The following is a 24,308-nucleotide window of genomic DNA, read 5'->3' on the forward strand; positions in this document are numbered from 1 at the left end:
AGCGGGCGGTCTCTTTTCCGCAGAATCAGATTGCGCACAACGGGGCCAGCCTGAGCCCACCCGACCAACGCACCGCCGATCGAGCGAGGTCTATGACGCATCCCGCATCGGAACCCAATCCGCCGGCCATGAAGGCCGTCACAGGCGACGCTCGCGACGGCGCCGCCTCGAATGCACTCGAACCCATTCTGGCCACTACCGGCGTCAGCAAGACGTTTCCGGGCGTGAAAGCGCTGCAGCGGGTCGACTTTCGTCTGTTCCCCGGCGAGATTCACACCCTGATGGGACAGAACGGCGCCGGCAAATCCACCCTGATCAACGTGCTGACCGGCGTAGTCGCGCCTGACGCCGGTACGATCCGCCTCGGTGGCGAGACCGTCGCGTTTGCGTCGCCGCAGGAGGCGGAAGCGGCCGGCGTGCGCACGCTGTATCAGGAAGTGAACCTGTGCCAGAACCTGTCGGTGGCGGAGAACATCTTTGCGGGCCGGCAGCCAAAGCGTTTCGGCGCGATCGACTGGCCCGACATCAAGCGGCGCGCGCAGGCAGCGCTTGCCCGCCTCGACGTGACGCTCGACGTCACCAGATCGCTCGACGCCTATCCGATCGCCGTGCAGCAGATGGTGGCGATCGCAAGGGCACTGTCAGTCGACGCACGCGTGCTGATCCTCGACGAGCCGACCTCCAGTCTCGACGACGGCGAAGTCGCGCAGCTTTTCAAAATACTTCGGCATCTTAAGCAGTCTGGAATCGCCATTCTGTTTGTCACGCATTTCATCGAGCAAACCTATGCCATTTCCGATCGCATCACGGTAATGCGCAACGGCGAGCGTGAAGGCGAATATCTCGCGCGGGATCTGCCGGCCGATCAACTGGTCGCGAAGATGGTCGGTCATGAGCGCATGAGCGCGCGTTTGCGCGAGGCGGCACATGACGGCCACGCTGTTCATGAAGGGCCAGAGAGCAAGGACGCGGTTCAGCCGTTCGTCGAATTGCGCGGCGTCGGAAGGCGCGGCACGTTGCAGCCGATCGACCTCGACGTGCAGCCGGGCCAGATCCTGGGCCTGGCCGGCCTGCTAGGCTCGGGCCGCACGGAGACCGCCCGGCTGTTGTTCGGAGCAGATCGCGCCGACAGCGGCACGATCCTGATCGAAGGCCGGCCTGTGCGGCTGCGTTCGCCCCGGGACGCGGTGCGCCACGGCATCGGCTATTGCGCGGAGGACCGCAAGAAAGAGGGCATCGTCGCCGAACTGTCGATCCGCGAGAACATTTTGCTGGCGCTGCAGGCGCGACGCGGCTGGCTGCGCAAGATCAAACGGCATCGCGCGCAAGAAATCGCGGACATGTGGATCGAGCGTCTCGGTATCAAGGCAGCGGACGCCGAACAGCCGATCGGGCTGCTCTCCGGCGGCAACCAGCAGAAAGCGCTGCTCGCGCGCTGGCTCGCCACGAATCCCAAACTCCTGATTCTCGACGAGCCCACTCGCGGCATCGACGTCGCCGCCAAGTTCGACATCATGGACCGCTTGCTGGCGCTGTGCGCGAACGGTCTGAGCATCCTGTTCATTTCGTCGGAGATCAGCGAGGTGCTGCGCGTGAGTCATCGTGTGGCGGTGCTGCGCGATCGTCGCAAGATCGCAGAAGTGGCCGGCAAGGCCTCGAACGAAGACAACATTTATCGACTCATCGCGGGGAGCGGCGAATGAAGCTATCGAACTGGTTCGTGCGCGATGGTGTGGAGCGCCCGTTGATCTGGCCGTGCGTCACGCTGGTGCTCTTGTGCGCCCTGAACCTCCTGGTGAATCCAAATTTTCTTTCTTTGAGAATGCTCGACGGGCACCTGTTCGGCGCGCCGATCGACGTGTTGAATCGCGCTGCGCCGCTGGTGCTGGTTGCGACCGGCATGACGCTGGTGATCGCCACGCGCGGCATCGATATTTCGGTTGGCGCGGTGGTCGCGATCGCTGGCGCCGCAGCGGCCACGATACTCGTTACGCAACCCGCGCCGAGCGCCGGATTGATCGTGCAGGCCCTGGTCGCGGCGCTGATCGTCGGCGTGTTGAGCGGCATGTGGAACGGATTGCTGGTGTCGTTCGTCGGCATGCAGCCGATCATCGCAACGTTGATCCTGATGGTCGCCGGCCGTGGCATTGCGCAATTGTTGACTGCGGGGCAGATCATCCCGATCGGCGCACCGGGTTACCTGTTCGTCGGCGGTGGGTATTGGCTTGGCGTGCCGTGTTCGGTGTGGATCGCAAGCGTTGCCGTGCTGGCCACCGTGGGGCTCGTTGAAGGCACCGCGCTCGGGCTCTTCATTCGCGCGATCGGCGTTAATCCAGTGGCGACGCGTCTCGTCGGCCTGCGCTCGAAAGCGCTGGTATTCGCGGTGTACGGCTTCTCGGGACTGACCGCCGCGATGGCGGGCATCCTCATCAGCTCGAACGTGCGCAGCGCCGATGGCAACAACGCGGGCCTGCTGCTCGAACTCGATGCGATTCTGGCGGTGACGCTCGGCGGCACATCGCTGCTCGGTGGCCGCTTCAGTCTCGCCGGCACCGTGCTGGGAGCGTTGATCATCCAGACGCTCACCTATACGACTTATTCGATCGGCGTGCCGCCGGAAGCGACGCTCGTCGTCAAGGCGGCCGTGGTGCTGGCGGTGAGCGTGATCCAGTCGCCCTCGGCGCGCTCGCTCGCCATGTCGCTCTTCAGGCAGCGCGGGGTGGCGCGATGAGACGACTCCTCGAGGCCTGGGCTCATATCGTCGATCCGCGCACCTTACCGATCGCCGTCACTGTCCTGTTGTTCTGCGCCCTGTTCGGTTTCGGCTCGGTGATGTACACCGGCTTTTTCTCGTGGCAAGTGCTGCTCGATCTGCTGGTCGATAACGCCTTCCTGCTGATTGTCGCGATCGGTATGACGTTTGTGATCGTGTCCGGGGGGATCGATCTGTCGGTGGGCTCGGTGGTGGCGCTGACCACCATCGTCGAAGCGGTGTTGTCCGAACACATGCATTGGCCAGTCTGGTTGATCGTGCCGATCGTGTTGCTGATGGGCACGGTGTTCGGCGCGGTACAGGGGGCGCTGATTCACTTTTTCCGCTTGCAGGCGTTCATTGTCACGCTGGCCGGCATGTTCTTCGCGCGTGGCCTGTGCTTTCTGATCACGACGCAGTCGATCACCATCAACGATCCGACGTTCCAGAAAATTTCCGCGTTTCGGCTCAATATCGGTGTCGGTTCGGTGACGGCCAATGTGTTGATCGCCCTCGTCACGCTTGCCGCGGCGATCTATGTCGCGCATTTCACGCGTTTTGGCCGCAATGTGTATGCGATTGGTGGCAATCCGCGCTCGGCGTTGCTGATGGGCTTGCCGGTCGCGCACACGCGGATCGGCGTGTATGCGTTGAGCGGCTTCTGTTCGGCGCTCGGCGGCGCGGTGTTCACGTTCTACGTGCTGTCGGGTTATGGGCTGCAAGGGCAGGGTATGGAGCTCGACGCGATCGCGGCGACGGTGATTGGCGGAACGTTGCTGACGGGCGGTGTCGGCTATGTGATCGGTTCGCTGTTCGGCGTCGGCATTCTAGGCACGATCCAGGCGCTGATTACCTTCGACGGCACGCTCAGTTCGTGGTGGACCCGCATTGTGATCGGCGCGTTGCTGTGCGCGTTCTGCCTGCTGCAACGGCTGATCGAGCGGCATGCGAAATCGGTGGGGCGGCCGGGTGGCACCGGTGCTGTTGTGACGCCAGGCCGTGAGCATGGTCGCGGCGATGCACCAGCGGCGTCCGATTCCCATGTGATCGGACGCGCGCCGGAGCAGGCGTTATAGCGCGAGTGCGCGGCAGCGCGGCTTAGGTGCTGAGTTCCCGCCCTCGGGTTTCCGGCAACGTCAGCGCGGCGAGGATCACGAGTCCGTATGCCGCGGCGGCAAATACGCCGATCGCGTGACCGAGCGTCATGGTCTGCGAGACGTAGCCGATCAGGAACGGAAATGTCGCGCCGACTGCCCGCCCGAAGTTGTAGCAGAAGCCCTGGCCGGAGCCCCGAATGCGCGTCGGAAACAGCTCGGTGAGAAACGCGCCCATCCCCGAGAAAATGCCGGACGCACAGAAGCCGAGCGGGAAGCCGAGCACGAGCATCGTGAGGTTGTCGAGCGGGAGTTGCGTGTAGATCAGCGCGATCGCACACGAGGCCAGCGCGAACGTGATGAACGCGCGTTTGCGGCCGATCTTGTCGCTGACGTAAGCGCCCGTCAGATAGCCGCAGTACGAGCCGACGATCACCACCCCCAGATAGCTGCCGGTGCCGATCACGCTCAGATGCCGCTCGGTCTTCAGATACGTCGGTAGCCAGGTGGTCACCGCGTAGTAGCCGCCTTGCACGCCGGTCGCGAGAATGGACGCACGCAGCGTCGTCCAGACGATGTCGCCGCGGAAGATGTCGAGCAACGAGGGACGCGTTTGTGCCGCGGCTTGCGCTTCTTTCTGCTGCCGATGCACCTCTGGCTCTTCAACGAAGCGGCGAATCCAGATCACGAATGGCGCCGGCGCAATACCGATCGCGAACAGCACGCGCCACGCGTAGTCGGCCGGTACCCATGAAAACACGGCCATGAACAGCAGCGTCGACACGCCCCAGCCAATTGCCCAGCCTGCCTGTACAAGGCCTACCGCCTTGCCGCGGTCACGCGGACGGATCACTTCGCCGATCAGCACTGCGCCCGCCGTCCATTCTCCGCCGAAGCCGAGCCCCATCAGGCCACGTGCCCATAGCAGCTGCGAAAAATTCTGCGCCAGTGCGCAAGCCAGCGTGAAAACCGCGAACCAGAGAATCGTGATCTGTAAGGTCTTCACCCGGCCGATGCGATCCGACAGCACACCGGCCGCCCAGCCGCCGAGCGCGGAACTCAGCAGCGTGACCGTCCCGATGAGACCCGCATCGCCGCGCGTAATGCCCCATGTCGCGATCAGCGTCGGAATCACGAAGCTCAGGAATTGCGTGTCCATTGCGTCGAGCACGTAGCCGATCTTGCAGCTCCAGAACGCACGCTTCTCGCTAACGGAAATCTGCTGATACCACGCAAACGGGTTTTTGCCTGTGCCGGGCGCACTGTAGCGCTCGGTGTCTGCGGTCAACTGTACTTCGGTTTTCATAGCTGGGCTCCGGTCGTAGTCAGTGGCCGCGTCTTGGTGCGCGACTTGGGGTGGGGCAACTCAAATAGCGCCGCGGCTAGAGCATCGCCAGCGTGGTGTTGGGAATGTCGGTGACGAGCATGTGTCCCGGTTTGTGCCCGATTGCAAACGGCAAACGCGCGCTTTCTATCGCGGCTTGTGGTGTGACGCCACAGGCCCAGAACACCGGTAACTCGTCGCTGCGTACCTCGACTGCGTCGCCGAAATCGGGCCGCGTAATGTCGCGAATACCGATCAGCGAGGGATCGCCGATATGAACCGGCGCGCCATGTACCGCGGGAAAACGGCTGGTGATCTGGATGGCGCGGATTGCGTCGGCGGCTTTCATCGGTCGCATCGAAACTACGCGATTGCCGCCGAATACCCCTGCGGCCACGTTGCGTTCCCGCGTCCGATACATCGGCACGTTGACCTGCTGTTCGATATGGCGCAGCGGAATACCTTCACGCCGCAACATTTCCTCGAACGAAAACGAGCAGCCGATCGCGAACACCACCAGATCGTCGCGCCACAGTTCGTCGAGACTGCGCACCTCCTCGGCACGTTCGCCGTGGCGATACACGTAAAACGCGGGGACGTCGTTGCGTATGTCGAGATCGTTGCCGAGCGATGGGACACGCCATTCGCCGGGTTCGCCGATGCCGAGCAACGGGCAAGCCTTCGGATTGAGCGTGCAGAAGCGCAGGAAGTCGTCGGCGTATTGCCTGGGCAGGATCGCCAGATTGGCTTGCGCGTAGTCGCCGCAGTAGCCCGCAGTCGGCCCGGAAAGACGGCGGCTGCGAATCTGCTGACGAAACTCGGATGGCGTGTAGGACATGAACGGCTTGACTCCAGCTAGGTCCGGGTGACCGATGGAAGCCAGATTAGTAACGCCAAAAATATCCTTCCAGCGAGTTATTCTTGTGTTTTGTTAAATTAAACTTAACAGCACCGCCGGTGATTTTGCGGCGATGATCGAGTCTTTCGGGTCGCTGTTGGGAGAGCTAATGCAATGAATACCCGCTTTGTCGAAACGTTTCTGACGCTCGCCCGTCTAGGCAGTTTTCGCGCGACCGCTGCGGCAATGCACGCGACGCCCGCCGCGATTTCGCTACGCATCAAAACGCTTGAAGCAGAGTTGGGCGTCGAGTTGATAGAGCGCGATGCCGCCGAATTCCAGCTCACGGCGCATGGCGAACGGCTGCTCGCGCATGCGCGCTCGGTGGTGCAGGCCACGCGCTCGCTGCAACTGGCCGCACAGGACGAAACCCAGGTGACGAAGCGGTTGCGGCTCGGCGTCATCGAAACGGTGGTGCATAGCTGGCTGCCGGACTACATCCGGATGCTGAACGTCGAGTACAACCGCATCGTCGTAGACCTGACCGTCGACTCGAGCGCCGTGCTTGGGCCTCGTTTGCGCGCCGGCGAGCTGGATCTCGTCATTCAGGTGGAGGAAACCGGCGAACAGGAAGCGTCGATCGTTTCGACCTTGCTGGCGAGCTATCCGGTGCGCTGGATAGCGCGCAACGATCTGATTCCGGCGAGCCGTGCGAAGCATGTGCAGACTGTATTGCGGAAACCCGTGCTGACGTTCGGCCGTGGCACCGCGCCGCAAGTCGCCGTGGAGGCGATCGTGGAGATGCTCGCGAAGCGCGCCGGTGTGCCGCTTGCGGATACTCAGGTGACCTGTATGCCGTCGGTGGCGGTGATCGTGAAACTGTTGCGCGATGGCTATGGAATCGCGGCAGTACCGGCGCTGTTCGTCGAACCTTTTCTGAGCAGCGGCGAACTGGGGCAATTGCAGGTGCGTCCGCTGCCGCCGCCGATCGACGTTGCGATGATCTACCGCGACGACGCCGACGTCGGTGTGCTGGCGGCATCGCGCGTTGCACGCAGCGCGTGTGATCAGTATGCGAAGGCGATGGGGCGGCAGTTGATCGAGAGGCGGTGAGGCAGGGCTCGAGTCGGGCGAATGGCCGCGTCTTAGAGTCCATCCATACCGAGTCGCCGACGCGCAGTAGCGACCAGCTTGTCGAACCAGAAGGCACTTGCGGCAAGCGCAGTGGTCTCCGGAAAGTTCTCGCGCGCAATGTCCGTCAACACCTGGTCCGGCGGCGCTTCGATCAGCACGCGGGCGCCCATTTCCTGCATAACGGTGAGCGCGTCGAACCAGCGTACGGTGTGACGCATATTGGTCGCGAGATCGTCGCGAATGGCGTCTGCTGTGTACAAGGGGCGGCCGCCGCGATTGCCGATATAGGTAGTCTGTGGCGTGTGGAAAGGGACGTCTTTTGCGTACGCAACGAGTTCGTCCGTGGCATGCGCGAGCAGTTCGCAATGTGACGGCACACTTACCGCAAGACGCATGGCTTTGCGAGCACCTGCCGCCAGAGCGCGTTCGATGAACGTGTCCAGCGTGCCATTCGCCCCGGCCATGACGATCTGACGCGGCGCATTTACGTTGCCAATATAGACGCGTTGATTGCCCGCTTCAGCGTGCTGCGCGGCGAGTGTTTCCAGTTGGTACTCGGTCAAACCCGACACTGCCGCGAGACCGTAGCCGGATGGGTACGCTGTCTCCATCAACTCGGCGCGTTTGCGAACCATCTTTAACGCGTCGCCAAAGTGAACCGCGCCGCAACTGACCGCCGCCGCGTACGCGCCCACCGACAAACCCGCGCTGATCTCCGGCAAGAGTTGTTCCTCTGCCAGTGCGCGTGTGATCGCCACGCCCGCGGCGGTCAAACCGATCTGAACAGCTACGGTTGAGCGCAGGGCATCTGGCGTGTCAAGGGTGAGTACGTCGATGTCGAGCACCTGAGACGCTTCTTCGAGTGTGCCGGTCACGGCGTGATGCTGCGGCAGACGGTGCAGAAATCCTTCCGACTGCGCGCCCTGGCCGGGAAACAGAAGAGCAAGCATCAGGCATTGCCGTGAGCGGGCGCCCACGGATCGGTAACCAATTGCGGCCCGCGAGCATGGCGCGCCATCACGCGTGCTTTGTCCGCTGCCCACTCGGCCAGCGCAACGCCGCCTGCGGGCGTTTCCAGTTGCGCATCCACACGAATGCCGGCGCGTTGCGCGGTCGCTTGAAGATAGTCCAGCAACTGAATGGCGGCGTGGTGCGAGAGTTTTTCCGGTGCGCGAATCAGCAGATCGAGATCGCTCGAGAACGTGACCGTGAGAGTCTGCGTTGCCAGTTCGAAGCCTGCGCTGCCGGTCGGTCCCCAAACGAATCCAGCCAATGCGCTGGCCGTGTCGCGTCGTAGTGCAGCAAGGGCCGCGAAAGTCGGCAACGCATTGCGCGACGCAAGCGGGCTGCGTCGCGCCAACGCTTCCGGCGCCACGGCGATTTCAATATCGTCCCGATGCGCCCACGTGCCGTAACGCTGCGACCGCTCCGTACCGCGCAAGCCGATCGCCACGAAGCCGTCAGCGGCCAGTGCGCGTCGCACAACCGCATACGGCGCGCGCTCGAAAGACCCGCGAACCCACGCTGGCTCGCCGTCAAACTGTGGCAAGCGGTGCAAGCGCAGCAGATCATGCGGCTGCCAGCGCGCGTCGCACGACAACGCGTGATCGGCTGCAAACGGCGGCGCGGCGCAGACCTGCATTACACGGCATCCCATTGTTCGGCGAGACGCCGCCGCACTTCGATCGACGCCGCGCGATTCTTTTGAGCGGCAGCCGATTCCAGACGATGCGACAGATCGCGACCGCCAGCGCGCGCGCTGCGAATCTGTTCGGTCAATACCTGACGCACGCGCTCGATTTGCGCGGCATCGGGTGCGTCGGCGTCGATGCCTTCGATCAACTGATCGAGCAGGCCAAGCTTGGCGAACGACGTCATCGAGTACGACATCGGCACAATGGTTTCACCGAGCGCGTCGAGTGCTTCGACGGTGCGCCGCGTAACGCGCGCGGCCGCTTCCTTGCCCATTGCGTGAACCATCGTGCCCGGCGCTTCGAGTGCAACGATCCGGTTGGCCTGATAGCCGTGCGCGAGGAATGCGCCCGACATGGCGGGCCCGACGATCAGCGCGATCACCGGATGCCCGGCGTCGCGCGCCGATGCATAGGCATCGACCGCGGCGGCGCAGGCGAGGTGAATGCCGAGCATCTCTTCGCGGTAACCGTACGCCTGGCTTTTCACATCGACGATCGCGACGATTGGGCGGCGCGTACCGCTCGCTTCGTCCTGCGCAATGACCTCGCGTACAGCGCGTGCGAGCAGCCAGCCTTGTTCGAGACCGACGACGTTATCGGTCGCGCGCGGAAAGCGGTTGTCGGGATCGGGGACGACCGCAATGAAGTGCGCGGTCTCGCCGCCGAGCGACGCGTCGCCGCACCATACGGGCGCGTTACCGGACGATTCGCCGGCAAGTGCATGGAACCAGCGTGCGCCGCGGCTGAGGGTGGCATCGCTCATGCCTGCTCCTTGCGCGCGTTGTTCTGCGCATGTGGGTTGTACACGTCACGCATCGTTTCCGGCGTCACGCTGGCCGGGTCGATTCGCGCGAGGCGGTTGAGAAAAACGTCAACCTGTTCGCTGCGATGCGCAGCCGGCAGCCCTTGGGTGAATGCGGACCGCACGGCGGCGCGTGCCGCGTCCGCATCGTCGTCGACCAGTTGATCGGCGAGCGCGGTCGCGGCCCGTTGTTCGCCGCCGATCAATTGCCAAACGCGGCGCCGATCGCTCGCATCGAGTTCTTCAATACCGGCTTCCTGTTCGATCACTTCGGGGCCGTTCATGCCGAGCCGTCCCTGTTTCGTTACGACCAGATACGAGCACAAGGCCGCTGCCAGCGACATGCCACCGAAGCAACCGACCATCCCCGCGATCACGCCGACCACGGGCACATGCCGGCGCAACGCGACAATCGAGGCCTGAATCTCGGCGATGACCGCGAGACCGAGGTTAGCTTCCTGCAACCGCACGCCGCCGGTTTCGAACAGCACGACTGGGCGGACGATCTTGCCGCGTTCGCAGTCGCGCAAGGCCATCTCGAGCGCGGCGGCGATCTTGCTGCCCGACACTTCGCCGATACTGCCGCCCTGGAACGCGGACTCGATGGCAGCGACCACAGCCGGCTCGCCGTCTATAGTGCCGCGTGCGATCACGCAGCCGTCATCCGCCTGGCAGACGACACCTTGCAACGGCAGCCACGGCGATTCGATCTTGTCGAACGGTCCGAGCAGTTCGCGGAACGTGCCGGCGTCGAGCAGCGAGCGGGCGCGTTCGCGGGCGGGCAGTTCGATAAAGCTTTCGCGCAGCATCGGCGCGGGGTGTGCGGCGGCGACAGTAGTCATGCGGCGTCTCCCTGTTCCGCCGCTTCAATGGCCTCCGCGAGCCGCAGCGCGACGACGCCCGGTGTCGCACCGAAGTCGTTGATTTCGATTTGCGCTGCGCCGTCGTAGCGCGTGAAGAAGCGGTCGAGCACGCTCTTCCAGATGTGGCTGTAGCCGTCGACGCTGGTCCGCACGACCACATGCGCGCTCAGGGCCGCGCCGTTTTCGGCTGGCGACAGCAGGACTTCCAGATCGCCCGAACCGACTACGCCGACATGCGCGCGAGTCGTGACGGCGCGTTGCGCCGGATAGTCGAAGGTCAGATGTTCCATGAGGCTGAGCTCCCGCCGGCGTCGTGATGCGCCAGCATGTCGAGAAAGAGGGCGGCGGCGAGCAGATCGGCTGCGCCGCCAGGGGATGCGTTGAGCGACAGCAATGCGTGTTCGAGTGCGACGAGGGCGGTGTGCCCATCCGGCGTCGAGCTTCCGCCGGCTTGCAGCACGCGGCGCGCGCCGCGTTGCGCGGCGTGCAAACCGGGCAAACCCGCGCGATGCAGCAGACAGGTGTCGTCGAGCGACACCATGATCGAGAGCAGGGCGTCGACGCGCGCGGCGGTTTCGTCGATTCCTCGGGCCCGCGCTGCGAGTAAAGCGGGCAAGCCGATATTGACGACATGCGGGAAACCGTCTTGCGCTTCGCGGCGTGCTCCACCGACCTGATAGCGCTGCCGCGCGCGTTCACCGTGACTATCGGAGGGGGCGGCGAAGCGATCCGGGAAGCAGGCAGTTTGTGCCGCGAGCGTGCAGACGCGCGAAGCGCTCAGGTGCGCAGTGTCGCCCGTCATCGAAGCCCCCGCCACCAGCAAGCCGACGATCCAGATCGCGCCGCGATGCGCGTTGCTGCCGCCGGTGGCATGCAGCATGTCCTGTTCGCCGGCGCGGCCGATCTGCGCGAGTTCAGCACGCAAAAGCGCGGATGGTTCGCCGTGGCGGCGAGCCGCGCGGGCGAGCGCCGCGAAGGTTGGTTCCAACGCATGTGCCGAGCGCAGCATGGTGGCGAGATCGAGGTCGCGATGCGCACCGCTGCCGCGCCGGTCGACCAGTGCGGGTTTCGGCGTGAGTTGAGCCTCTTCGATTAGCGCGGACACCGCGAAGCGCGCGAGCTGTGCATCGGACGGTGCTGCCCGTACCCTAACCGCCTGCCTTTCTACCGTGTCTGCCGCGTGCAAAACCGTGGCGCGCTGGCGTGCCGGCGCGATGCGCCAGAGCACGTCGACGTCAGCCACTGGTTCGGCATACGCCGTGAACCTGGCCGTGCCCGTCTCTCTCCCAGTCAGCGCGGCCGCACGGGACGCGAGTTCCGCCTTCGCGTCCGGCATGGCGTCGGCCTCGCACTCGAGCAAAACAGCGGGCGCCATCGTTACCAGCTCCTGAAGCGGGCCGGCGGCTCGTACAGTCCACCCGACCACGTCACCAGATCGTCGATGCTGCGTGCGGCCAGCAACGAGCGCTTCGCTTCACCGCGTCGAATGCCGAGATCTTCCGGATACGCGACGATGCCACGCCGGCGCAATTCGGCGGTTTTCTCCGGCTTCGCGCGCAGCCCGATCGGCGTGACACCGGCCACCGCTGCCAACGCCGCACGCCGCTCGTCGATCCCTTCGGCCTTGTGCAAATACGCGATGCCTTCCTCGGTGACGACGTGGCTCACGTCGTCACCGTAGATCATCACCGGCGCGATCGGCATGCCGCTCTTCGCGCCGACGGCCACCGCATCGAGTTCATCGACGAAGGTCGGCTCGCCGCCTTTCTTGTACGTTTCAGCCATTTGCACGACCAGCTTCTGTCCGCGCGACACCGGACCCTGATCTTTCAGCAGCTTGAGCCATGCCTCGCTCGAATGACGCCGGCCGCGTGGATCGTGGCCCATATTCGGCGCACCGCCGAAACCGGCGAGGCGGCCGCGCGTGACCGTCGACGAATTGGCGTCCGCGTCGATCTGCAAGGTCGAGCCGATGAATAGATCGACGCCGTATTGACCGGCCAGTTGGCACAGCACACGGTTCGAGCGCAGGCTGCCGTCGTTGCCGGTGAAAAAGACGTCGGGGCGCGCTTCGATGTACGCCTCCATGCCGACCTCACTACCGAAACAATGGATGCTGTCGACCCAGCCCGATTCGATCGCGGGGATCATGGTGGGGTGCGGATTGAGCGTCCAGTTGCGGCAGATCTTGCCTTTCAGGCCGAGCGATTCGCCGTAGGTGGGCAGCAGCAATTCGATCGCCGCCGTATCGAAGCCGATGCCGTGATTCAGCGATGTCACGCCGTACGGTTCGTAGATGCCGCGAATCACCATCATCGCGGTGAGTACCTGCAGGTCGCCGATATGCCGAGGGTCGCGCGTGAAGAGCGGCTCGACGGCGAAGGGCCTATCCGCCTCTACGACTACGTCGACCCACGAACCCGGAATATCGACGCGCGGCAGTTCATCGACGATTTCGTTGACCTGCACGATCACGATGCCGTGCCGGAACGCGGCGGCTTCGGCGATGGTCGGCGTGTCCTCGGTGTTCGGACCGGTGTACAGATTGCCGTGACGGTCGGCCTTTTCCGCGCACAGCAGCGCGACGTGCGGCGTGAGATCGACGAACATCCGCGCGTACAACTCGACGTACGTGTAGATCGAGCCGATTTCGAGTTGCCCGTCTTCGAGCAGTTGCGCGACGCGCAAACTCTGCGGCCCGGCAAACGAGAAGTCGACCTTGTGCGCGATGCCGCGCTCGAACAGCGTCAGATGTTCAGGACGGCCGATGCTCGATATCAGCAGATGCACGTCGTGGATCTTTTGCGGGTCCACCTTGGCAAGCGCGCGCGACAGGAAGTCGGCCTGTTTCTGGTTGTCGCCTTCGAGCGCGACGCGGTCGCCCGGCTGAATCAGTGTTTCAAGCGCATCGACGATACGGTTGGTCGGCAGGACGCCGTCTTCCAGCCATGGTGCGATGGCCGCGAGTCGACGGTTCTTTTCGTCGCGGCGCGTGGTCCAGGAACGTGCGGTGGTGGACGCTTCGGTGGCTTCGGCGGATCGATTCATCGGCGGATTCAGCTCCCGGTGGTGGTGCGCGTGCGTCTGGCGCGCGGCTTGGGTTGATTCGCAAGCGCGGCTTCCGCCTGCGCGCGTTCGGTCAGGAAACGATGGAGCAGGTCGCCGGTGCCGAGCAGATGCGCGACAACCAGGGACTGTGCAGCGGGAATATCACGACGTTGTACGGCGTCGAGCAAGGCGGTGTGTTCGTTGTCCGACTCGCCTTTGTACGACGGCAGACCGAACTTCAGGCGCAGATACCGTTCGCCGCGCCGATGCAGCGTGCCGATCATGTCCTCGAGTTGCGGACGGGCGGCGGGCGCATACAGGCTCATATGAAACGCGACATTGCGTGCGACGTACAACGACGGGTCCGGCTCGCGTTCGGCGGCAAGGCAAAGGGTGGCGGATTCGCGCAGCGTGGCGGCCGTGTGATTCGGAATGGCGAGTCCGATGGCGAGGCTCTCCAGCGCGGAGCGAATCTCATAGATTTCGCGCGCTTCATCCGCCGACAACGGCGCGACGGTCGCGCCTTTATGCACGGCGGCTCTCGCCCAGCCTTCGCTTTCGAGCTGGCGCAAGGCCTCGCGCACAGGAATGGCGCTGACCGAAAAATGCCGCGCGATCGCGTCCTGCCGCAGCGGCGCACCAGGCGCCAGGGTGCCGTCGACAATCGCCGCGCGCAACGCCTCCGCGATGATGTGGGACGTGCTCTCACGCGGCGCCGCCGCGGGTAAAAGCGGGCTGCGCGCCGGGGCATCCAGGGGAAAACCATCTATTGCGTCGTTCATGATATTGAATATTATATATGAAATTGCGCACTTAACAGGCGGGCAAACCCGGAAAGTTTTCCACCACCCGGTGGCCTGCGATGTCCTCTCGTCGTTATACGAGGCACAGCGATCCACTGGCAAGCGCGCCATCTCGTCGTTCCCTTTATGTAAGTCACGTAAGCCAACCGCAGGGCCGGAGGAGCATGATGAATTCACTAACCGACCGCACGCCGGTCGTTCGGCGCCGCACGCCGCTCAATCGTTCGCAGATCGCAGGATTTTGGGGAGCGTGGGCCGGCTGGACGCTCGACGGGATGGACTCGTTCATCTACGCGCTCGTGCTGACGCCGGCGTTGACCGAGTTGCTGCCGCGCTCGGGGTATGCCGCGACGCCCGCGAATGTCGGCCTCGCCGGTTCGATTCTGTTCGCGCTGTTTCTGGTGGGCTGGGGGCTGTCGTTCATCTGGGGACCGCTGGCGGACCGCTTCGGCCGCACCAAGGTGCTGGCGGGCACCATTTTCACGTTCGCTATTTTCACGGGACTTGCGGCGACCTCGCACAACGTGTGGGAGCTCGCCATCTATCGCTTCATTGCCGGGGTCGGCATTGGCGGCGAGTGGGCGTTGGCGGGAACTTATGTGGCCGAGTCATGGCCGGAAGATCGCCGCAAGATGGGCGCCGGGTATCTGCAAACGGGCTATTACGCCGGGTTCTTTCTGGCGGCCGCGCTCAACTACACGATCGGCGTGCACTACGGCTGGCGCGCGATGTTCCTGACCGGCGCGGTGCCGGTCGTGGTCGCGATTCTGGTGCTGCTGCGCGTGAAGGAAACGGAGAAGTGGGAAAAGGCGGACGCGAGCACCGTGCGCGCCAAACCGCTGCGCGAAATTTTCGGGCCGACGTATCGGCGCCGCACGTGGGTTGCGTGCATTCTACTGACGATCGCGATTATCGGTTTGTGGGCAGGCGCGGTATACGAGCCATCGGCTGTTATCCAACTGGCGACGAAGGCCGGCATGGCGAAGAACGATGCGATCCGGACCGCGTCGCTGGCAACCGGCTTGCTGTCGATTTCGACGATTCTCGGTTGTCTCGCGTTGCCGCCGCTGGCTGAGCGGATCGGCCGCAAGAAGACACTGGCGGTTTACTTCCTCGGCATGGCGGTGGCGATTGTCGGCAGTTTTGGCTGGGCGTTCTATCTGCCGAATGGGCTCGCGCCATTTATTGCGTGGCTCTGCGTGCTGGGTTTCTTCGGCGGCAATTTCGCGCTGTTCAGCTTGTGGCTGCCGGAGCAGTTCGAGACCCGGGTGCGAGCCACGGCGTTTGCGTTCTGCACGTCGTTCGGGCGGTTTGTCGGAGCCGGTGTGAATTTTCTGCTCGGCGCGGCGGTGTTGCATATGCATACGCTGGGCGTGCCGGTGGCGCTCACGGCGCTGGCGTTTATCGTCGGCCTGTTCGTGATTCCGTTTGCGCCGGAGACGAAGGGAGAGGTGTTGCCGCAGTGAGCCGTTTTCACTATGACGACTGAAACGAACAACCGGGCGCAGTGCCCGGTTGTTCGTTTAACGCATCAACGCGTGCAGCGCATGTCACGCGTTACACCCCTCACATACGCCACCTTGCCGACACCGTCAGCGTGCGCGGCGCGCCCGGCATGTTGTACATATCCGCGTTGCCGTGCGCCGCGATGAAGTACTTGCGGTCGAACAGATTATCCAGCGTCAATGCCACGTCCACGTTCTTGCCGTGATACCCCGCGCCGAGATCGAACGTCACGAAAGAAGGCAAGGTGACCGCATCGCTCGCCGAGGTATAGCGCGCCGACTGGAACTGCGCACCGCCAGCCGCGTAGAACCCGTACTTCAGATCGCGCTTGATCCACACGCTCGCGCTATGACGCGGCATCAGTCCCGGCGTGTTGTTGTGCAGCACCAGCCCGGCTGAACTCGCTTGCGGCGAGCCGTCGACGTTTCCGTTCAGGTACGCATACCCCGCATACACGGACCACTTCGGCGCGATTTCTCCCGTGGTGGATAGTTCCAGCCCGCGCACGTGCTGCGTACCGATCGGCAGCGCGTAAGTCGGGTTGGACGGATCGGCGATCTGCTGATTGGTCTGCTTCATGTCGAACAGCGCGACGCTCGAGCTCGCGCGGCCCAGGTCGAACTTCGAGCCGATTTCGAAGCTGGTGGTCTTTTGCGGCGCCAGCGCCGAACCGTTGGCGAATGCGCCGCTGCTGATCAGCGTATCGGCGAGCGGCGAGAACGACTGGCTATACGACGCGTACAGCGACACCCAGTCGAGCGGTTCGTAAATCAGACCGACACGCGGACTCCACGCGCGATCCGTGCGGTCCAGATTCACGTGCGCCGAAGTGTAGTCGTTGCGGGTCTGCGTCAGATAGTCGAAGCGCAGGCCGGCAAGAATCTTCCAGTGCTCGGTCAGTGAGATCAGGTCCTGCGTGTAGACGCCGGCGAGTCCCAGCACGGTCGATGCATTCGTCTTCGCCGCCGTGCCCGGCTTCACACCCGGCAAATCGATGAGTTGCGGATCGTACAGGTTGTACGTTGCGACCTTGGTGGTCGAGTAGAGGGTGTCGAATTTCTGCTGTTGCGACAGCTCGACGCCGTACAGCAGCTCGTGCTTCATCCCGAACAGCGTCGTTTTCTGCGTCAATTCGAAGAGGCCGTCCACGCCGTGATCCTGGCGAAAGCGGGTGCTTTGATCGAGCGTGACGACCGGATTCGGCGCCGTCTTGATCGGCTCATACGTGACGTAGTTTTTGCGTTCGAGCGAGAAGTCGTACGCGCGCACGGCAGTGTGCAACGACAGCGAATCGTTGAAGCGGTGATCGAGCGATACAGTCGCGCTCTTCGCATCGACATCGTTATAGGACGTGTTCGCGGCGTCGGCCGAACCGTAGTACGTGTTGATCGGCACGTTGACCGGGCGGCCGAGATAGGCGGGCAGACCCTGATCCGAGGTGCGGCGGTCGTGCAGATAATCGGCTTCGATATTGAGGATGGTGTCCTTGTCGATGCGGAATTGCGCGGACGGCGCCACGGCCTGGCGATTCAACTGGAACTGGTCGCGAAAGCTGTTCGAGTTTTCGGCGGCGCCGGTGATGCGAAAACGCGCGGCGTCGTTCGCATTCCAGCCGAGATCGAATTCGCCGCGCCGTTCGCCTTCGGTGCCTAGCGTCACACCCACAGCTTGCTGTGGATTGGCCGTCGGCTTCTTCAGTACGCGGTTGATCAGGCCGCCGGCCGAGCCGCGTCCATAGAGCACGGCCGCCGGCCCCTTCAGCACGTCGACACGTTCGACGTTCGACAGATCGCGATAGTAGAGCGCATCGTCGCGAATGCCGTCGACGTATTGATCGGTGATGTTGTTGAAGCCGCGCAGGGTGATCTGGTCGCGCTGACCATCGCCGACCGAGAAACCGATGCCCGGCACGTTGCGCAACGCGTCCTGCAGCGAGGTCGCGTTCTGTTCGTCGAGCAGCGCGCGCGGCACGACGTTGACCGTCTGCGGCACGTCCATCAGCGACATGTTCATCTTGGTCGCGGTGTTCGAAGTGTTCGAGTCGTACGAGCGGTCGGCCGCGGCCTTGACGGCGATGGCGGGCAGCGTGCTGTCGGCCGCGCCGGCAGCGGGCGTAGCTTCCTGCGCCAGCAAAGGTTTGGCGCTGGCAAGAGAAGTGGCGAGCAGTAGCGCGCGGTAAGTATTCTTTTTGACGTTCATGGCGACGTTCTTCGAGTATGGATGGGTAGTGTTTTTGGTTTTGACGTGCAGCGTTCAGCGGAAGCGCCAATACAAAAGCGCCAGACGTGCGCAAAGAAGGCGCAAGCAGGCGCGCACGGCCAGGCAAAGGGCGTGTGGTCAGTCAGGCGAGACGAAGTGGTGATTTCCCCTGTTGCTGTTGAATGAATTCGAAAGTCGAAACGGCCGGGGCGCCGTGCGTCAACGCAAGATGCGCTGGCGTGACATCGGCTGCCTCGGAATGGCATGTCGATGTGGGGATGGGAAGTGCAGCAGAAGCCGGATCAGTGCCCGGCTTGTAATATCTGGAAAGTATAAACGAGAACGATTCTCGATTGTGCGAAATGAATGGAAAATGCGGGGTTTTTGCAGGGATTTTTTTCGGCGAAATGAAAGCCGATGCCCCGAACGCGAACTGTCACCCGGTGACGGTAAGCGGCGCGCGACCGGCGTGCAACCCGTCCGGCGCCGCCGGCCCTACTGCTCAAAGCTCAATCGGCGTGACGCCGTGCGCGGGCGCCGGGGCGCAACATCGAAAGTAGCGGCCAGCCGAGATTCACGCCCAGACTTGCGATGACGATCAATGCCATACCCGCGAGTTGCGGCAGCGACAGCGCTCGCCCGTACACAACCGCATCGACCACGATCGCCGTCAGCGGATAGACGAATAGCAGCACGGCGATGATCGGCGTGGTCAGTTTCGGTAGCGCGCCGTAGATCAGCACGTATGACAACCCCGTATGCAGCACGCCCATGCCGACCAGCCAGAACCACTGCATCGGCCCGATATGCACGGCGGTAAGCGGCGCAATGAAGGGCAGGCACACCACGCCGACCGCGCATTGCGCGAGCGTCAGCAGATGCGGTCGCAGACTGCCGAGTCCCTTGGCGATCAGCGTGACGCTCGCATACAGCACCGAACCTGCCAATGCTTCTCCGATACCGATCAGATAGCTTGTATGTCCCTGCAGATTCACGGTGGCCGCGACGCCCGAAGCCAAAACTAGCCCGACGAACGCGGTTGCGATCCAGCCGAGCCGGTCGGCGCCGAGGCGCTCGTTGAACAGCGCCGCGCCCATCAGCACGACCCAGAACGGCTGCACATGAAACACCACGGTCGCCACCGCAATGCTGGTGCGATGGATTGCGTCGAAGAAACCGACCCACTGCGTGACCATCAACACGCCGGAGATCAGCGCGAGCGCGACGGTGCGCCGCGTGAAATGCGCGCGTGTGAAGAAACCTTTCCACGCGCAATACGCCGCGAGCGAGAGGAAGCCGAACAGGCAGCGAAAGAACACCAGCGTCAGCGCGCCGAGCCGCGCTTCCTCGACGAAGATGCCGAGCGTGCCCATCAGAAGCCCGCCGCTGGCCAGCGTAATGGCGCCTTGTTGACGTTGGGTGAGGGACATGCGAAGCGGCTCCGGAAGTGGGTCACATAAGGTGGAGTCACGAGTATCGCGCGGCTTGCGCGGCATGGACAAACGAATTAAATTGAGTAATTCCATAAGCTGGATTGATAAATCATGCACCCCGAATTCGACGTCGATTTGCTGCGCACCTTCGTCGCGGTGGTGGAAACGGGCAGCTTCACGAAGGCTTCGACGACCGTGCATCGCTCGCAGGCGGCAGTCAGCATGCAGATCAAGCGGCTCGAAACCATGCTCGGCACCACGCTGTTCGCCCGCAATACGCGCAATCTCTCGCTCACGCGGCCCGGCAATACGCTGCTCGAATACGCGCGGCGCGTGCTGGCGTTGCATGAGGAGGCGTGGTCGGCGATCGTGCGGCCCGAGGTGACCGGGCGCGTGGTGCTGGGCGCACCGGACGACTACGTGTCGTCGCTGCTGTCGCCGGTATTGCGGCGTTTTTCGAATCTGTATCCGCACGTGGAGATCGAGATCGTCTGCGCGCAGAGCACGTCGCTCGCGCCGATGCTGGCGGACAACAAGATCGATCTCGCCTTCGTTACGCGTGACCGAAAATTGCGCGGCGAGTTCGTGCGCAGCGAGCCGATGGTGTGGGTAGGGGCGTCGGTGGATACGCCGGTGCTGGCGGCGTCGCCTTTGCCAGTTGGGCTTTACGAGCCGGGTTGTGTCGCGCGCCAGCACACGCTGGCTGCGCTGGACGGCGCGCATATCCGCTATCGGGCGGCGTTTAGCAGCGCCAGTCTGATGGGTTTAGTGGCGACGGTGGACGCGGGGCTGTCGGTGATCGCACTCACGCGATGCAGCGTGCCGCCGCGGCTGGCGATTCTCGGCGAAGCGCAAGGCTTGCCGAAGATCGCGCCGCTGGAAATCGTGGTGGCGCGTAGCGCCAAATCGGACCGGCCCACGTGCGATTATCTGGCCGCGCAGATGGTGCAGGATTTGTCGCTGCGCCCGCAAACGCGCGGGGCTTAACCGCGCCGCTCAACTACGCGGATAAGCCGTCACTTCACCATCCACCGCAAGCCGCACGTGTTCGCCCGGCCGCGGCGACAGATAACCCGGCACGCGAGCGCGCACCACGGTCCGCGCGCCGGACTGCAATTGCAGCGCGACGCCCGCGTCCTGCCCCTGAAAGATCACCTCCTGCACGACGGCGTCATAGGACGCCACGCCATTCGGCATCGTTTCTTCAGCACGCAGCAGACGGATCTGTTCAGGCCGCACCATCACATCGACTGCGCCATTGCCCATCGGCTCGCACAGCGCCAAGTCGCCGAGCTCGCAGTCGACGCGATCGTGCTTGACGACGCCCGGCAACAACACCGCTTCACCGACGAACGACGCGAGTTCACGCGTCACCGGCCGGCGGTACAGCGTCTCCGGCGTGGCGGTCTGGATCAGCCGGCCGTTCCACAGCACCGCAACCTCGTGACCGAGCGACAGCGCTTCCGATTGATCGTGCGTGACAAGGACCGCCGTTGCGCCCGTCGCGGCCAGGGCGCTTGCCACCGCTTGCCGCGTTTCGAGCCGCAAGGCGGCGTCGAGCGAGGAGAAAGGTTCGTCGAGCATCACCAGCGTCGGCGACGGCGCGAGCGCGCGAGCCAACGCCACACGCTGCTGCTGACCGCCCGATAACTGCTGCGGCGCGCGAGCGCCGAAGTTCGCGGGCAAGCCGACCAGCTCCAGCAATTCAGCCACCCGATGACGTGCGCGCCGCTGCGTCCGCGGCAAGCCGAACACGATGTTGTCCGCCACGGACAGATGCGGAAACAGCGCACCTTCCTGCGGCACATAGCCGATGTGGCGCTGCTCGGAAGGCACATGCAGGTTGTCGCCAGCAACGAGGCGGCCGTCGATTTCGACGCTGCCACGATCCGCGCGTTCGAAGCCGCACAACAGCCGCAGCAAGGTGGTCTTGCCGCTGCCGGACGGTCCGAGCAGCGCGAGCAGCGTGCCGCGTTCGACGGAGAGATCGATGCCGTGCAGCACCGGATGGCCGTCGAACGATTTTTGCAGGCCGCGGATACGAAGTTCGCTCATGAAAATCCGATGGAAAAAGCGGGCGAGGGCGCGCGACGTTCAGCTGCGCTCGCCGAGTAATGCCGATTTGCCGAGCAATGCGAACAGGAGGCCGGAGGCGAACAGCGAAATGCCGGTGAGCAACGCCGCATAGGGCGCGGCGGCGGCGAACGCCATTGTCGACGTGTCGGCCCAGACCTGGGTCGCGAGTGTTTGCGTGTCGATGGGAGAGAGCAGCAGCGTCGCATTCAGCTCGGTGACGACCGAAATGAACACCATCGCCGCGGCCGCGCCGAGTCCAGGGCCCGCGAGCGGCAACACCACGCGGAACAGGGTCTGCGACCAGGTCAGGCCGAGTGCGCGCGCAGTCTCTTCAAGACGTGGCTGCGCCTGCATGAAGGCGGCGCGCACGCTCACCAGTGCCACCGGCATGAACAGCATCGCGTAAGCGATCACCAGCAGCGTCGCGCTTTGATAAAGCGGTTGCAGTGCATGCACCGCGAGCGACACGATGGCCAGCGCGATCACCAGCCCGGGTATGCCTTGTGCCAGAAACACGGTGCGTTCGAACAGCGTCGCGAAACGCGTCGGATAGCGCACCAGCAGGAACGCGAGCGGCACCACCAGTAGCGTGGTCAGCAATGCGGCGGCGAGCCCGAAACCGAGCGACGAGATCGTCGCGTTGAACAGCAGTTCGGGCGACACGTCAGCCGGGGTGACGGCGGCCGCGCCCGGTTGCGTAAGCCAGAAGCCGATCATGCCGAGCGGCACACCGAGCGTTGCGATCGCAAGCGCGGCAAAACCGGCGACGACGACCCAACGCCACGCGCCGAGGTCGTAGCGCAACACCGCGCGACGTGTGCCGCGATCGACGCGTTCATAACGCGCCGCGCCGCGTACCCGAAACTCGAAGGCCAGCACGACGAGGCAGATCACGATCAGCAGGCACGCGAGCAGCGAAGCACCACCGCCGTCGAAACTGGTGCGGTATTCCGCGTAGATTTGCGTGGTGAAGGTGCGAAAGCGCAGCAGCGTAAACGCGCCAAATTCAGACAGCACGCCGAGTGCCACCAGCAGCATGCCGCCGAGCAGCGCAGGGCGCAGTTGCGGCAGCACGACGCGAATGAACGTGGTCCAGCGGTTGCAGCCGAGCGCGCGCGCGCTTTCTTCGAGCGCCGGGTCCATGCTGCGCAACGCCGCGGCCACCGGAAGATAAACGAGCGGGAAATACGCGGAGCTCAGCACCAGCAATGCGCCGTTGAAGTCTTGCAAATCCAGGCTCAGCGACACCCAGGCATAGCTCGAGATGAAGGCCGGCATCGCAAGTGGCGCGGCAGCGAGCACGGCCCAGATGCGCCGCCCCGGCAAATGCGTGCGTTCGACAAACCAGGCGGCCGCCGTGCCGACGGCAGCGCAGACGAGCGTGGTCGATACGGTGATCAGCAGCGTGTTGACCAGCAGTTCGCCGACGAGTGGCCGGAAGATCAGATCGACCGCCTCGCCGATACCGAAGCTCGCGGCGCGCCAGAAGGTAAACGCAATCGGCAGCAACACCAGCAAAGCGCTGAGTGCTGCTGCCGCGAACAAACCGCGCGGCGCGCGCGAATGGGCGCGCGCCGGGGCGGGGGTTACAACCGGAGGCCCGGCTGACACGGCATCGCTCATTTACAGTAAGCCTGCCTGGCGCAGCAACTTGCCTGCCTGGCTGTCGTCGCCGAGTTGCTGGATCGTCAGCGCCGGTGGATTCAGTTCAGCGAAGGGCTTGAGGATCGGGTCCGGCGCGACACCTGCGTGCAGCGGATATTCGAACATGACGTGGCTGTTCGCCATCAACTTTTGCGCGCGTTCGCCGACCAGATAGGCGAGAAACTTCTGCGCGCCGTCCGTGTTGTGCGCGGACTTCAGCACTGCCGCGCCCGACACGTTCACCAGCGCGCCGACGTCGCCGTTGCCGAAGTGATGAACCGCGCTGCGGGTTTTCGCGTCGCCGAGTTCGGCGTGCAGACGGTCCCAGTAGTAGTTGTTGATCACACCGGTAGCCACGCCGCCACGATTGACCGCGGCGACCACGCCTTCTTCGTCGTCGAAAATCTGCGCGTTGGCTTTCAGGCCCTTCAGCCATTGCACGGTTTGCGCTTCGCCCTTCAGCGCGAGTACGGCGCTCACGAGCGGCAGGAAGTCGGCGTCGCTCGGTGCAATGCCGACCTTACCTTTCCATTCTGGCTTGGCCAGGTCGATCAGCGATTGCGGCAGTTGCGATGCTTGCAGCTTGGTCGTGTTGTAGGCCAGCACGCTTTCACGCGCGGTCACGCCGACCCATGCGCCGGTCGGCGAGTTGAAACGCGCCGGCACGGTAGCGAGGGTCGAACCGTCGACCTTGTTCAAGAGGCCTTTCTCTTCGAGCAGCGTCAGCTCGGGCGAATTTTCCGTGAAATACACGTCGGCGGGCGTCGCTGCACCTTCCGCGACGATTTGCGCGGCCATCGCCGGGCCTTCGCCGTTGCGGATCTTCACCGAAATGCCCGACTGCTTTTCGAAGTCCTTGGCGAGCAGATTGACGACCTGCTCGTGCTGCGCGTTGTAGAGCGTGATCGACGCAGCGTGGGCCGTCGACGGTACGGTCGCGAAGGCGGCCAGCGTGAGGGCGGCAGCGCTGCTGACGAGGCGCAGGCGAGTGCCAAACCAGGAATGAGCCATGATCCTAAAATCCGTTAGTGATGTTGTTGGTCTTTGATGCGCCGCCTGCCTCGCGGCCGGCGGCTTGCTTTGCGACTTACTTCGTGG

At 63.9% G+C, this 24,308-nt stretch carries 21 protein-coding genes; 6 read left to right on the forward strand and 15 right to left on the reverse strand.

Annotated features, from left to right (window positions below; translation table 11 throughout):
* The first annotated feature begins 92 nt into the window (after positions 1-92).
* From P3T25_RS36315 to yjfF, 3 genes are read left to right on the forward strand one after another with little or no spacing between them, the layout of a single operon-like run.
* Positions 93-1,703: a sugar ABC transporter ATP-binding protein gene (locus tag P3T25_RS36315; RefSeq protein ID WP_429361856.1), complete on the forward strand. Its 1,611-nt coding sequence runs from the start codon at positions 93-95 to the stop codon at positions 1,701-1,703.
* Positions 1,700-2,731: an ABC transporter permease gene (locus tag P3T25_RS36320; protein ID WP_266241030.1), complete on the forward strand. Its 1,032-nt coding sequence runs from the start codon at positions 1,700-1,702 to the stop codon at positions 2,729-2,731. Before P3T25_RS36315 ends, P3T25_RS36320 begins: the two co-directional genes overlap by 4 nt.
* Positions 2,728-3,828 (forward strand): galactofuranose ABC transporter, permease protein YjfF, encoded by a 1,101-nt coding sequence (yjfF, locus tag P3T25_RS36325; protein ID WP_266241029.1) that lies wholly within the window; start codon positions 2,728-2,730, stop codon positions 3,826-3,828. The genes P3T25_RS36320 and yjfF overlap by 4 nt, the downstream gene beginning before the upstream one ends.
* A 22-nt stretch (positions 3,829-3,850) precedes the next feature.
* Here yjfF and P3T25_RS36330 read toward each other — a convergent pair whose 3' ends face one another.
* Positions 3,851-5,152 (reverse strand): MFS transporter, encoded by a 1,302-nt coding sequence (locus P3T25_RS36330; protein WP_266241028.1) that lies wholly within the window; start codon positions 5,150-5,152, stop codon positions 3,851-3,853.
* 76 nt (positions 5,153-5,228) lie between these two features.
* Complete coding sequence (locus P3T25_RS36335; protein WP_266241027.1) at positions 5,229-6,008, reverse strand: putative hydro-lyase; 780 nt, start codon at positions 6,006-6,008, stop codon at positions 5,229-5,231.
* A 174-nt stretch (positions 6,009-6,182) separates the two neighbouring features.
* Here P3T25_RS36335 and P3T25_RS36340 point away from each other — a divergent pair, with 174 nt between their 5' ends.
* Positions 6,183-7,121 (forward strand): LysR family transcriptional regulator, encoded by a 939-nt coding sequence (locus tag P3T25_RS36340; protein ID WP_266241026.1) that lies wholly within the window; start codon positions 6,183-6,185, stop codon positions 7,119-7,121.
* A gap of 32 nt (positions 7,122-7,153) precedes the next feature.
* On the opposite strand, the gene mdcH is transcribed toward P3T25_RS36340, so the two are convergent.
* From mdcH to P3T25_RS36380, 8 genes are read right to left on the reverse strand one after another with little or no spacing between them, the layout of a single operon-like run.
* Positions 7,154-8,092 carry a malonate decarboxylase subunit epsilon gene (gene mdcH, locus P3T25_RS36345; RefSeq protein ID WP_266241025.1) on the reverse strand — a complete coding sequence of 313 codons (939 nt, stop codon included), beginning with the start codon at positions 8,090-8,092 and terminating at the stop codon, positions 7,154-7,156.
* A complete protein-coding gene (locus P3T25_RS36350; protein ID WP_429361860.1) occupies positions 8,092-8,784 on the reverse strand; it encodes a malonate decarboxylase holo-ACP synthase in 693 nt (230 codons plus the stop codon). Before P3T25_RS36350 ends, mdcH begins: the two co-directional genes overlap by 1 nt.
* Complete coding sequence (mdcE, locus tag P3T25_RS36355) at positions 8,784-9,599, reverse strand: biotin-independent malonate decarboxylase subunit gamma (RefSeq protein WP_266241023.1); 816 nt, start codon at positions 9,597-9,599, stop codon at positions 8,784-8,786. The genes P3T25_RS36350 and mdcE overlap by 1 nt, the downstream gene beginning before the upstream one ends.
* Positions 9,596-10,480: a biotin-independent malonate decarboxylase subunit beta gene (locus tag P3T25_RS36360; RefSeq protein WP_266241022.1), complete on the reverse strand. Its 885-nt coding sequence runs from the start codon at positions 10,478-10,480 to the stop codon at positions 9,596-9,598. Before P3T25_RS36360 ends, mdcE begins: the two co-directional genes overlap by 4 nt.
* A complete protein-coding gene (locus P3T25_RS36365) occupies positions 10,477-10,791 on the reverse strand; it encodes a malonate decarboxylase subunit delta (protein WP_266241021.1) in 315 nt (104 codons plus the stop codon). Before P3T25_RS36365 ends, P3T25_RS36360 begins: the two co-directional genes overlap by 4 nt.
* Positions 10,779-11,876 (reverse strand): triphosphoribosyl-dephospho-CoA synthase, encoded by a 1,098-nt coding sequence (locus P3T25_RS36370; RefSeq protein ID WP_266241020.1) that lies wholly within the window; start codon positions 11,874-11,876, stop codon positions 10,779-10,781. Before P3T25_RS36370 ends, P3T25_RS36365 begins: the two co-directional genes overlap by 13 nt.
* A 2-nt stretch (positions 11,877-11,878) precedes the next feature.
* Positions 11,879-13,549, reverse strand: coding sequence for a malonate decarboxylase subunit alpha (gene mdcA, locus P3T25_RS36375; protein WP_154565780.1), 1,671 nt, complete (start codon positions 13,547-13,549; stop codon positions 11,879-11,881).
* Between the two features lie 8 nt (positions 13,550-13,557).
* Positions 13,558-14,331 (reverse strand): GntR family transcriptional regulator, encoded by a 774-nt coding sequence (locus P3T25_RS36380; RefSeq protein ID WP_266241019.1) that lies wholly within the window; start codon positions 14,329-14,331, stop codon positions 13,558-13,560.
* 188 nt (positions 14,332-14,519) lie between these two features.
* Here P3T25_RS36380 and P3T25_RS36385 point away from each other — a divergent pair, with 188 nt between their 5' ends.
* The gene (locus P3T25_RS36385) at positions 14,520-15,818 is read left to right on the forward strand and encodes an MFS transporter (RefSeq protein ID WP_171927927.1); all 1,299 of its coding nucleotides are present in this window, start codon (positions 14,520-14,522) and stop codon (positions 15,816-15,818) included.
* A 100-nt stretch (positions 15,819-15,918) separates the two neighbouring features.
* On the opposite strand, the gene P3T25_RS36390 is transcribed toward P3T25_RS36385, so the two are convergent.
* Both P3T25_RS36390 and P3T25_RS36395 read right to left on the reverse strand, forming a co-directional pair.
* Complete coding sequence (locus P3T25_RS36390) at positions 15,919-18,057, reverse strand: TonB-dependent receptor (protein ID WP_429361865.1); 2,139 nt, start codon at positions 18,055-18,057, stop codon at positions 15,919-15,921.
* A gap of 509 nt (positions 18,058-18,566) precedes the next feature.
* Positions 18,567-19,487 carry a DMT family transporter gene (locus P3T25_RS36395; RefSeq protein WP_266241017.1) on the reverse strand — a complete coding sequence of 307 codons (921 nt, stop codon included), beginning with the start codon at positions 19,485-19,487 and terminating at the stop codon, positions 18,567-18,569.
* 114 nt (positions 19,488-19,601) lie between these two features.
* On the opposite strand from P3T25_RS36395, the gene P3T25_RS36400 reads away from it, so the two are divergent.
* Positions 19,602-20,477, forward strand: coding sequence for a LysR substrate-binding domain-containing protein (locus P3T25_RS36400; protein ID WP_154565775.1), 876 nt, complete (start codon positions 19,602-19,604; stop codon positions 20,475-20,477).
* A 9-nt stretch (positions 20,478-20,486) separates the two neighbouring features.
* Here the strand turns inward: P3T25_RS36400 and P3T25_RS36405 are convergent, their stop codons facing one another.
* Genes P3T25_RS36405 through P3T25_RS36415 form a run of 3 tightly spaced genes read right to left on the reverse strand, consistent with a single transcriptional unit; the run spans position 20,487 to position 24,221 of the window.
* The gene (locus P3T25_RS36405; protein WP_154565774.1) at positions 20,487-21,545 is read right to left on the reverse strand and encodes an ABC transporter ATP-binding protein; all 1,059 of its coding nucleotides are present in this window, start codon (positions 21,543-21,545) and stop codon (positions 20,487-20,489) included.
* A 39-nt stretch (positions 21,546-21,584) separates the two neighbouring features.
* Entirely contained in the window at positions 21,585-23,189 is a 1,605-nt protein-coding gene (locus P3T25_RS36410; RefSeq protein WP_266241016.1) for an ABC transporter permease, read from the reverse strand.
* Positions 23,190-24,221, reverse strand: a complete 1,032-nt coding sequence (locus P3T25_RS36415; RefSeq protein WP_154565772.1) for an iron ABC transporter substrate-binding protein — start codon at positions 24,219-24,221, stop codon at positions 23,190-23,192.
* Positions 24,222-24,308 lie beyond the last annotated feature (87 nt).

This window comes from Paraburkholderia sp. GAS32 (genome assembly GCF_050434225.1).
GTDB lineage: Bacteria > Pseudomonadota > Gammaproteobacteria > Burkholderiales > Burkholderiaceae > Paraburkholderia > Paraburkholderia madseniana.

Bases quoted from the DNA above. Each gene is read 5' to 3' on its own strand.
- P3T25_RS36315 (WP_429361856.1), top strand. From the start codon at position 93: ATGACGCATCCCGCATCGGAACCCAATCCGCCGGCCATGAAGGCCGTC.
- P3T25_RS36320 (WP_266241030.1), top strand. From the start codon at position 1,700: ATGAAGCTATCGAACTGGTTCGTGCGCGATGGTGTGGAGCGCCCGTTG.
- yjfF (WP_266241029.1), top strand. From the start codon at position 2,728: ATGAGACGACTCCTCGAGGCCTGGGCTCATATCGTCGATCCGCGCACC.
- P3T25_RS36330 (WP_266241028.1), bottom strand. From the start codon at position 5,152: ATGAAAACCGAAGTACAGTTGACCGCAGACACCGAGCGCTACAGTGCG.
- P3T25_RS36335 (WP_266241027.1), bottom strand. From the start codon at position 6,008: ATGTCCTACACGCCATCCGAGTTTCGTCAGCAGATTCGCAGCCGCCGT.
- P3T25_RS36340 (WP_266241026.1), top strand. From the start codon at position 6,183: ATGAATACCCGCTTTGTCGAAACGTTTCTGACGCTCGCCCGTCTAGGC.
- mdcH (WP_266241025.1), bottom strand. From the start codon at position 8,092: ATGCTTGCTCTTCTGTTTCCCGGCCAGGGCGCGCAGTCGGAAGGATTT.
- P3T25_RS36350 (WP_429361860.1), bottom strand. From the start codon at position 8,784: ATGCAGGTCTGCGCCGCGCCGCCGTTTGCAGCCGATCACGCGTTGTCG.
- mdcE (WP_266241023.1), bottom strand. From the start codon at position 9,599: ATGAGCGATGCCACCCTCAGCCGCGGCGCACGCTGGTTCCATGCACTT.
- P3T25_RS36360 (WP_266241022.1), bottom strand. From the start codon at position 10,480: ATGACTACTGTCGCCGCCGCACACCCCGCGCCGATGCTGCGCGAAAGC.
- P3T25_RS36365 (WP_266241021.1), bottom strand. From the start codon at position 10,791: ATGGAACATCTGACCTTCGACTATCCGGCGCAACGCGCCGTCACGACT.
- P3T25_RS36370 (WP_266241020.1), bottom strand. From the start codon at position 11,876: ATGGCGCCCGCTGTTTTGCTCGAGTGCGAGGCCGACGCCATGCCGGAC.
- mdcA (WP_154565780.1), bottom strand. From the start codon at position 13,549: ATGAATCGATCCGCCGAAGCCACCGAAGCGTCCACCACCGCACGTTCC.
- P3T25_RS36380 (WP_266241019.1), bottom strand. From the start codon at position 14,331: ATGAACGACGCAATAGATGGTTTTCCCCTGGATGCCCCGGCGCGCAGC.
- P3T25_RS36385 (WP_171927927.1), top strand. From the start codon at position 14,520: ATGAATTCACTAACCGACCGCACGCCGGTCGTTCGGCGCCGCACGCCG.
- P3T25_RS36390 (WP_429361865.1), bottom strand. From the start codon at position 18,057: ATGAACGTCAAAAAGAATACTTACCGCGCGCTACTGCTCGCCACTTCT.
- P3T25_RS36395 (WP_266241017.1), bottom strand. From the start codon at position 19,487: ATGTCCCTCACCCAACGTCAACAAGGCGCCATTACGCTGGCCAGCGGC.
- P3T25_RS36400 (WP_154565775.1), top strand. From the start codon at position 19,602: ATGCACCCCGAATTCGACGTCGATTTGCTGCGCACCTTCGTCGCGGTG.
- P3T25_RS36405 (WP_154565774.1), bottom strand. From the start codon at position 21,545: ATGAGCGAACTTCGTATCCGCGGCCTGCAAAAATCGTTCGACGGCCAT.
- P3T25_RS36410 (WP_266241016.1), bottom strand. From the start codon at position 23,189: ATGAGCGATGCCGTGTCAGCCGGGCCTCCGGTTGTAACCCCCGCCCCG.
- P3T25_RS36415 (WP_154565772.1), bottom strand. From the start codon at position 24,221: ATGGCTCATTCCTGGTTTGGCACTCGCCTGCGCCTCGTCAGCAGCGCT.